This window comes from Nocardioides sp. Root240 (assembly GCF_001428825.1).
In the GTDB taxonomy this organism is placed as follows: domain Bacteria; phylum Actinomycetota; class Actinomycetes; order Propionibacteriales; family Nocardioidaceae; genus Nocardioides.
The window spans coordinates 167,876-175,675 of the sequence record NZ_LMIT01000010.1 but is presented as its reverse complement, the minus strand read 5'-3'; the positions used below and the strand labels follow the sequence as shown (position 1 = coordinate 175,675).

Below are 7,800 nucleotides of genomic sequence, written 5' to 3'. Positions count from 1 at the left end.
CCTCCGACATCCGGAAACGAGCAGGACCCCCCTGTGGACAGGCGAAAGTTCAGCTCTCTGCACCATCCACAGGGGTCTCGAGACGGTCGCTGCGCGACCTCCTCGACCAACGAAGAACCCCGCGCAGACCGCACCCGATCGCCGGACCCAGCCCCGCTCCCAGCTCCTCGTCGCTGCCGCTTGAGAACCCGACCACCGACCGACCCGAGCCCGTCCGGGGAAGTCCCAGCATCATGGCCAGAGGTTTCGAGGCTCGCTGCGCTCGCACCTCAACCACCGAGCGGGCTCGCCGCTGGCGCTCCTCACACCTCAACCACCGAGCAGGCTCGGTGCCGGCTCAGATCAGGTCGAACAGCTGCCCGCGCCCGCCGGCACCGGGGACGAACGCCTGCGCTATCTCACCCGTGCCCGCGACGCGCAGCTCGCCGTCGCTGTCGTCGGCGAAGGCGACGTCACCGCGGCCGAGGCGGAGGACCTCGTCGCGGCGGTTGGCGAGGGCGACCTCGCCGCCGGTGCACACCAGCAGGCGGGGGCCGGAGGCGGGCAGCGCGACGCCGGCGGGGTCGGCGGGGGAGCTCTGCGTGACGGAGAGGGCGAAGTCGTCGCACGGGGCGAAGACGTCGGTGGAGTAGTTGAAGACGATCGGCTCGACGCGGGCGGCGCGCGAGGTGCCCTCCTCGAGGCAGCGGACCAGGCCGGGGGCGTCGATGTGCTTGGTGGTCAGGCCGGCCCGCAGCACGTTGTCGGAGGAGACCATGACCTCGAGGCACAGGCCGCGGAGGTGGGCGTGGATGATCCCCGTCGCGAGGTACGCCGCCTCGCCGGGCTGCAGCGTCAGCCGGTTCAGCAGCAGCGACACGATGACGCCCACGTCCCCGGGGCAGGCCTCCGCCAGCTCGACGGCCGTCTCGAACGCGCGCTTGACGTCGCGGCCCGCGTCGAGCGCCTTCTGGCAGCCGGCGACGACCTCGGTGACCGCCTCGGGCGACGGGGGCGAGGCGATCAGGCCCTCGATGAGACGGACGATGCCGGTGAAGCCGGTGGTCTCGACGAGGCCGGCCATCAGCTGGTCCGTGAGCGGGTGGTCGAGGGCGTCGAGGATCCGCATGATCTCCGACGTGCGACGCAGGCCGACGAGGGTGTCGAAGGTGGAGAGGGCGTAGACCATCTCGGGCTTCGGGAACGGGTCCTTGAACACGCGGTCCGGGGCGTCCAGCGCGACCCCGGCCGCCTCCTCCTCGGCGAAGCCGGCGGCGGCGCGGGTGGCGTCGGGGTGCACCTGGATCGACAGCGGGCGCTCGGCGGCGAGCACCTTGAGCATGAAGCCGAGCTCGCCGGCGACGTCGGTCAGCAGCTTCTCCTGACCGGAGGCGTCGCTCACCCGCGCCGTGCCGAGCGGGTGCGTGCCGATCCAGACCTCGGCGACCCGGCGGCCGTCGGCCTCCTGGCGCTGGAAGCCGGGGATGGCATGCGTGGAGCCCCAGTCGTAGGACTGCGTGGGGCAGGTGAGCGCGAGCACCGGGTCACTCTAGAGGAGGTGACAACGCCTCACTGGTGCTTGGCGGAGTACGCCGCCTCGGTCGCCGCCTTCGCCGGCCGCCACCAGTCCGCGTGCTCCCGGTACCACCGCACCGTTTCCTCCAGGCCGGCCGCGAGGTCGGCGTACCGCGGCGTCCAGCCGAGCTCGGTCCGCAGCTTCGTGGCGTCGATCGCGTAGCGCAGGTCGTGGCCGGGACGGTCGGCGACGAGCTCGTAGTCGTCCTCGGCACGACCCAGGATCCGCAGCAGCAGGCGGACCACGTCGAGGTTGGAGCGCTCCCCGTCCGCGCCGACCAGGTAGGTCTCGCCGATCCTGCCGCGCTCGAGGATCGCCAGCACCGCCGACGCGTGGTCCGCGGCGTGGATCCAGTCGCGCACGTTCGCTCCCGTGCCGAACACCTTCGGACGTCGGCCCTCGAGCACCTCGGTCACCTGGCGCGGCACGAACTTCTCGACGTGCTGCCACGGCCCGTAGTTGTTGGAGCAGGTCGAGATCGTCGCGCGGACGCCGAAGCTGCGCACCCACGCGCGGACGAGGTGGTCGGCGCCCGCCTTCGAGGCGGAGTAGGGCGACGAGGGGCGGTACGCCGACTCCTCGGTGAACCGGTCCGGGGCGCCGAGCGCGAGCTCGCCGTGGACCTCGTCGGTGGAGACGTGGTGCAGGCGAGCGTCGTGGCGGCGTACCGCCTCGAGGAGGGTGAACGTTCCCACCAGGTTCGTGTGGATGAACGGCGCGGGGTCGTCGAGCGCGTTGTCGTTGTGGGACTCGGCGGCGAGGTGGACGACCGTGTCGTGCGCGGCCACCAGCGGGTCGACGAGGCCGGCGTCGGCGACGTCACCCACGACCAGCTCGAACCGGTCCGACGGTAGGTCCGCCAGGGAGGCGGGGGAGGCGGCGTAGGTCAGCTTGTCGAGGACCGTGACGCGCACGTCGGTGTGCGCCACCAGGTGGTGCACGAGGGCCGAGCCGACGAACCCGGCTCCTCCCGTGACGAGGACGCGTTGCACGTGGAAGAGTCTAGGAAGTATGAGGGGCATCCTGATGGCCGGCGGCACGGGGAGCCGGCTGCGGCCGATCACCCGGGCGATCAGCAAGCAGCTGGTGCCGGTCTACGACAAGCCGATGATCTACTACCCGCTCTCCACGCTGATGCTGGCCGGGATCCGCGAGGTGCTGGTCATCACGACGCCGCACGAGGCCGACCAGCTGCGCCAACTGCTCGGCGACGGCTCGCAGCTGGGGATCACCGTCGACTGGGCGGTGCAGCCCTCTCCGGACGGGCTGGCACAGGCGTTCCTGGTCGGCGAGCACCACCTCGCCGGCGGCAGCGCCGCCCTGGTGCTCGGCGACAACCTCTTCTACGGCGCCGGCCTCGGTGCGTCGCTGCGGCGCTTCCGCGACCTCGACGGGGCGGCGGTGTTCGGGTACCGCGTGGCCGACCCGTCGTCGTACGGCGTCGTGGAGGTCGGTCCCGACGGGATCGCGCTCTCGCTCGAGGAGAAGCCGGAGAAGCCGCGGAGCCGGCTGGCCGTGCCGGGCCTCTACTTCTACGGCGACGACGTCGTCGCGAAGGCGCGGACACTGCGGCCCTCGGCACGCGGCGAGCTGGAGATCACCGACCTCAACCGGCTCTACCTCGACGAGGGCCGGCTCCAGGTCCACGAGCTGCCGCGCGGCTCGGCCTGGCTCGACACCGGCACCTTCGACGACCTCAACGACGCCGGCAACTACGTGCGGGCGCTCGAGGCGCGGCAGGGCACGAAGGTCGGCGCGCCGGAGGAGGTCGCGTGGCGGATGGGCCTGATCGACGACGAGCAGCTGGCGCGGCTGGCCGCGGACCTGCTGCAGAGCGGCTACGGGCAGTACCTGCTCGATCTGCTCGAGGAAGGGACAGGTCAGTAGGCTCGCGGCCATGAAGGTCCTCGTCACCGGCGGCGCCGGCTACCTCGGTTCGATCACCGCGAAGGCCCTGGAGGAGTCCGGGCACGTCCCCGTCGTCCTCGACTCGCTGCTCACCGGCCCGCGCCAGTACGTCGGCGACCGCATCTTCTACGAGGGCGACATCGCCGACCGGGCGCTGCTGCGCCGCATCATCGAGGAGCACCCCGACCTCGACGCCACGATCCACATGGCCGCGCGGATCGTCGTGCCGGAGTCGGTCGCGCTGCCCTACGAGTACTACCGCGACAACGTCGCGAAGTCGCTCGAGATGTTCGACGAGCTGACCACCCTCGGCAAGCCGCGGATCCTGTTCTCCTCGACGGCCTCGCTCTACGCGCTCAAGCCGGCGTTCGAGGTGACCGAGGAGGACCCGGTCGACCCGACCTCGCCCTACGCCCGGACCAAGCGGATGATGGAGATGGTCCTCGAAGACCTCTCGAAGGCGACCGACCTGCGCGCGATCATCCTGCGCTACTTCAACCCCATCGGCGCCGACCCGCAGCTGGAGACCGGCTACCACCTGCGTGACGCCACGCACGTCGTACCGCTGATGGCGCAGACGGCCCTCGGCATCCGTGACACCTTCACGCTGACCGGCACCGACCACCCGACCCGCGACGGCACGGGCATCCGCGACTACATCCACGTCTGGGACCTGGCCCGCGCCCACGTGCGCGCGGTGGAGGAGTTCGACGCGGTGCTGTCGAAGGTCGACGCGACCTTCACCTACATCAACCTCGGCTCGGGCGACGGCGTCACCGTCCGCGAGCTGCTCGCCGCCGTCGAGCGGGTCGTCGGCAAGCCGGTCCCGGTCACCGAGGCGCCCGCGCGTCCGGGCGACGCGGCCGGTGCGTTCGCGAACGCCGACAAGGCGCGCGAGCTGCTCGGCTGGCAGACCGAGCTGTCGCTCGACGAGGCGATCGCGTCGGCGCTGGCATGGGGCGAGAAGCGCGAGGACGTGCTCGGGTACGCATGAACATCCGGTGGGTCGTGCCGGGACTGCTCGCCGCCGTGCTCGCGGCGGGGTGCTCGACGTCGGCCCCCGAAGGCAACGGCACGGCGCCATCGGTGCCCGGCTCCGCGTCCGCGCCCCCGTCGGCGACGCCGGGTCGCGGACCGCTGGCGGGCCGCGTGGTCGTGCTCGACCCCGGCCACCAGCTCGGCAACCGCGCCTTCGGCTCCGAGATCGGCGAGCCCGTCGACGCGGGCGGGTTCACCAAGGAGTGCAACACCACCGGCACCGCCACCCGTGACGGCTTCCCGGAGGCGACCTTCACCTGGCTGGTCGCGCTCGAGGCGCGGCGCGAGCTGGAGCGGCTCGGCGCCCGCGTGGTGCTGACGCGCTCGGCGAACACCGACGACGCGTGGGGGCCGTGCGTCGACGAGCGCGGCCGCCTCGGCAACCCCGGTCAGCCCGGCCCGACGGCGGACCTGCGGATCAGCATCCACGCTGACGGGGTGCTCGCCGACGGCGCGACCGGCTTCCACGTGATCCGCCCGGAGCGGCTCGACGGCTGGACCGACGACATCGCGAAGCCGTCCCGGCGGCTGGCGGTGCTGCTGCGCGACGCGCTGGTGCGCGCCGGCTTCGCCGCGTCGTCGTACCGGGGGCGGGAGGGGATCGACGTCCGGGGCGACCTGGGCACGCTCAACCTGTCCGACGTACCGGCGGTGATGGCGGAGCTCGGCAACATGCGCGACCCGCAGGAGGGCGCGCTGATGGAGAGCAGGGCCGGTCAGCGCCGGTACGCCAGGGCCATCGTCGCCGCCGCCCGGGCGTACCTCGGGGTCAGCGGACCAGGTCGGCAGGGCTGACGATGTTCACGGGCGGCCGGTGCCGGCCGCCCGACGCCTCGAGCCGCTTCTTCTTCCGCCGCGGGCGGCGGGAGTGCCGCTCGATGTGCGGACAGCCTCGAGGGCCGTGCTTCACCAGGCAGCGCAGCTTGCGTCGCCAACGTCCATGACTCATCGCGAAACTCCTGGGGGGAGGGAGCGCCCACACCTTTTTCCCGAGATTTCGACGGTAGCACCGGAGTCGGTCCCTGTGACCAGAACCCTCGCCAAACTTCGTCCAATTCTGGCCGGGTAGGTTGGCGGGCATGGGGATCCACGCCGCCCACTGGGACGACTGGAGCCTCGAGGGACTCCTGGGTCGCAAGGGGGAGCTGGGGCAGCGGGTCTCGCTCGTCGTACCGGCCCGGAACGAGGCGGCCACCGTCGGCGCCGTGGTGAGCCGGGTCCGCGAGGCGCTGGTCGACACCGTGTCGCTCGTCGACGAGATCGTCGTGATCGACAGCGACTCCGTCGACGACACCTACGCCGTCGCCGAGTCGGCGGGAGCGCGGGTGCACCGCGCCGCCGAGATCCGTCCCGACCTGGGCAGCCACCCGGGCAAGGGCGAGGCGATGTGGAAGTCGCTGTTCGTGACGACCGGTGACCTCCTCGTCTTCATGGACGCCGATCTCCACGACTGGGACACCCACTTCGTCCCCGGCCTGCTCGGGCCGCTGCTGCACGCGCCCGAGGTGCAGCTGGTCAAGGGCTTCTACGACCGGCCCGGCGCCGACGGCCCGCTCGAGGGTGGCCGGGTCACCGAGCTCGTCGCCCGCCCCCTGATCGCGCTCCTCTTCCCCGAGCTGGGCCCGCTGGTGCAGCCACTGGCCGGCGAGTGGGCGGTGCGCCGCTCGTGGTTCGCCGGCCTCTCCGTCCCCACCGGGTACGCCGTCGAGCTCGCCGCGCTCGTCGACACGGTCCGCCGCGGCGGACCCTCCGCGATCGCCCAGGTCGGTCTCGGCGTCCGCGCCCACCGGCACCAGGCGTTGCGCGACCTCGGCGGCATGGCGACCCAGATCATCGCGGCCGCGCTCGCCCGCTCCGGGGTCGCCGCTGCCGACGAGGCCGTGCTGCGGCAGTACCTACGCGGGCTCGAGCCGGTCGAGCACGTCGTACCGACCCTCGAGCGCCCGCCGGCGGAGGACCACCTGTGAGGGAGCAGCGATGAAGCTCGGACGCCACGCGTTCGGTGACGACGAGGCGCTGATGATGGCGATCGTCAACCGGACCCCCGACTCGTTCTTCGACAAGGGCGCCACCTGGGCGGAGGATGCCGCCTTCGCGCGCGTCGCCGAGGTGGTCGCGCAGGGTGCGGAGATCGTCGACATCGGGGGCATCAAGGCCGCGCCCGGTGTCGAGATCTCGGCCGCGGAGGAGAAGGCGCGGGTGGTCGACTTCGTCGCGCGCGTCCGCGACTCCTACCCCGGCCTCGTCATCTCGGTCGACACCTGGCGGGCCGAGGTCGGAGCCGCCGTGTGCGCCGCCGGCGCCGACGTCCTCAACGACGCGTGGGGCGGTGCGGACCCCGAACTGGTCGACGTCGCGGCGGAGTACGACGCCGCGATCATCTGCACCCACACCGGCGGCGTCACCCCGCGGACCCGGCCCTACCGGATCGACTACGACGACGTGGTCGCCGCCGCGATCGCCGACACCGTCGCCTACGCCTCGCGGGCACTCTCCGCCGGTGTGGCGAGGGAGTCGATCGTGATCGACCCCGCCCACGACTTCGGCAAGAACACCTTCCACTCCCTCGAGATCACCCGCCGCCTCGACGAGATGGTCGCCACCGGGTGGCCGGTCCTGGTGTCGCTGTCCAACAAGGACTTCGTGGGCGAGACCCTCGGCCGTGAGGTCGGCGACCGCCTGCTCGGCACCCTCGCCGCGACCTCGGTGTGCGCCCTCGCCGGCGCCCGGATCTACCGCGTCCACCAGGTCCCCGAGACGCGCCAGACCGTCGACATGGTCTGGTCCATCGCGGGCCGGCGCCCGCCCCTGCGCGCGATCCGGGGCCTCCAGTGAAGGCGCTCGTCCCGGGCACGCTGGCCCTGCTGCCGTCGTACGCCTCGATCGAGGACCCGGTCGCGCCCCTGCGGGCCGCCTGCCTCGACGCCGTCGGCCGGCTCGGCCCGCGCGTCCGCATCGTCTCCTCCGCCGCCACCGGCGGGTCGGGCGCCCGCGTGGGCGCCGCGCTCGTCGCTGCCGGCGGCGGCACGGTGGTCGAGTCCGGCGAGACGGGCGTCCTCGTGGTCGGCAACGGCTCCGCCACCCGCACCGAGAAGGCGCCCGGACACCTCGACGAGCGTGCGGCCGCCTTCGACGAGGCGCTGCGTGCGTCCTTCGCGGGGGTCGACCTCGAGCTCGCCGAGGAGCTGTGGGCCGACGCCGCCTGCCTCCGGGACCTGCCGCCCCTGGCTGACGCCGAGGTGCTGTACGACGACGCGCCCTACGGCGTGCAGTACTGGGTCGCCGTCTGGGCCTGATCC

Annotated in this window: 9 protein-coding genes; 6 read left to right on the top strand and 3 right to left on the bottom strand. The window is 72.7% G+C overall.

Translation table 11 applies throughout. From position 1 onward, the window contains the following. Window positions 1-337: 337 nt before the first annotated feature. Together manA and rfbB are read right to left on the bottom strand one after the other, a co-directional pair. A complete protein-coding gene (gene manA, locus ASE20_RS10945) occupies window positions 338-1,519 on the bottom strand; it encodes a mannose-6-phosphate isomerase, class I (protein WP_056894591.1) in 1,182 nt (393 codons plus the stop codon). A 29-nt stretch (window positions 1,520-1,548) separates the two neighbouring features. Further along, on the bottom strand, window positions 1,549-2,577 hold the full coding sequence (rfbB, locus tag ASE20_RS10940; RefSeq protein WP_056895150.1) for a dTDP-glucose 4,6-dehydratase: 1,029 nt from the start codon (window positions 2,575-2,577) through the stop codon (window positions 1,549-1,551). Here rfbB and rfbA point away from each other — a divergent pair. Genes rfbA through ASE20_RS10925 form a run of 3 tightly spaced genes read left to right on the top strand, consistent with a single transcriptional unit; the run spans window position 2,567 to window position 5,296 of the window. Further along, window positions 2,567-3,442, top strand: a complete 876-nt coding sequence (gene rfbA / locus ASE20_RS10935) for a glucose-1-phosphate thymidylyltransferase RfbA (RefSeq protein WP_056894590.1) — start codon at window positions 2,567-2,569, stop codon at window positions 3,440-3,442. The genes rfbB and rfbA overlap by 11 nt on opposite strands. Before the next feature lie 10 nt (window positions 3,443-3,452). Beyond that, on the top strand, window positions 3,453-4,457 hold the full coding sequence (gene galE, locus ASE20_RS10930; protein WP_056894589.1) for a UDP-glucose 4-epimerase GalE: 1,005 nt from the start codon (window positions 3,453-3,455) through the stop codon (window positions 4,455-4,457). After that, a complete protein-coding gene (locus ASE20_RS10925) occupies window positions 4,454-5,296 on the top strand; it encodes an N-acetylmuramoyl-L-alanine amidase family protein (RefSeq protein WP_225869079.1) in 843 nt (280 codons plus the stop codon). The genes galE and ASE20_RS10925 overlap by 4 nt, the downstream gene beginning before the upstream one ends. Here the strand turns inward: ASE20_RS10925 and ASE20_RS24720 are convergent. Next, complete coding sequence (locus tag ASE20_RS24720) at window positions 5,271-5,450, bottom strand: hypothetical protein (RefSeq protein WP_157538495.1); 180 nt, start codon at window positions 5,448-5,450, stop codon at window positions 5,271-5,273. The two genes, ASE20_RS10925 and ASE20_RS24720, sit on opposite strands and share 26 nt — an antisense overlap. Window positions 5,451-5,580: 130 nt before the next feature. Between ASE20_RS24720 and ASE20_RS10920 the strand changes: the two genes are divergently transcribed. From ASE20_RS10920 to ASE20_RS10910, 3 genes are read left to right on the top strand one after another with little or no spacing between them, the layout of a single operon-like run. Further along, window positions 5,581-6,468 (top strand): glucosyl-3-phosphoglycerate synthase, encoded by an 888-nt coding sequence (locus ASE20_RS10920; RefSeq protein ID WP_056894588.1) that lies wholly within the window; start codon window positions 5,581-5,583, stop codon window positions 6,466-6,468. 10 nt (window positions 6,469-6,478) lie between these two features. Further along, window positions 6,479-7,336, top strand: coding sequence for a dihydropteroate synthase (folP, locus tag ASE20_RS10915; RefSeq protein WP_056894587.1), 858 nt, complete (start codon window positions 6,479-6,481; stop codon window positions 7,334-7,336). Beyond that, the gene (locus ASE20_RS10910; protein ID WP_056894586.1) at window positions 7,333-7,797 is read left to right on the top strand and encodes a hypothetical protein; all 465 of its coding nucleotides are present in this window, start codon (window positions 7,333-7,335) and stop codon (window positions 7,795-7,797) included. The genes folP and ASE20_RS10910 overlap by 4 nt, the downstream gene beginning before the upstream one ends. Window positions 7,798-7,800: the final 3 nt, after the last annotated feature.

Bases quoted from the DNA above. Each gene is read 5' to 3' on its own strand.
- ASE20_RS10925 (WP_225869079.1), top strand. From the start codon at position 4,454: ATGAACATCCGGTGGGTCGTGCCGGGACTGCTCGCCGCCGTGCTCGCG.
- ASE20_RS10920 (WP_056894588.1), top strand. From the start codon at position 5,581: ATGGGGATCCACGCCGCCCACTGGGACGACTGGAGCCTCGAGGGACTC.
- galE (WP_056894589.1), top strand. From the start codon at position 3,453: ATGAAGGTCCTCGTCACCGGCGGCGCCGGCTACCTCGGTTCGATCACC.
- rfbA (WP_056894590.1), top strand. From the start codon at position 2,567: ATGAGGGGCATCCTGATGGCCGGCGGCACGGGGAGCCGGCTGCGGCCG.
- ASE20_RS24720 (WP_157538495.1), bottom strand. From the start codon at position 5,450: ATGAGTCATGGACGTTGGCGACGCAAGCTGCGCTGCCTGGTGAAGCAC.
- rfbB (WP_056895150.1), bottom strand. From the start codon at position 2,577: ATGCCCCTCATACTTCCTAGACTCTTCCACGTGCAACGCGTCCTCGTC.
- folP (WP_056894587.1), top strand. From the start codon at position 6,479: ATGAAGCTCGGACGCCACGCGTTCGGTGACGACGAGGCGCTGATGATG.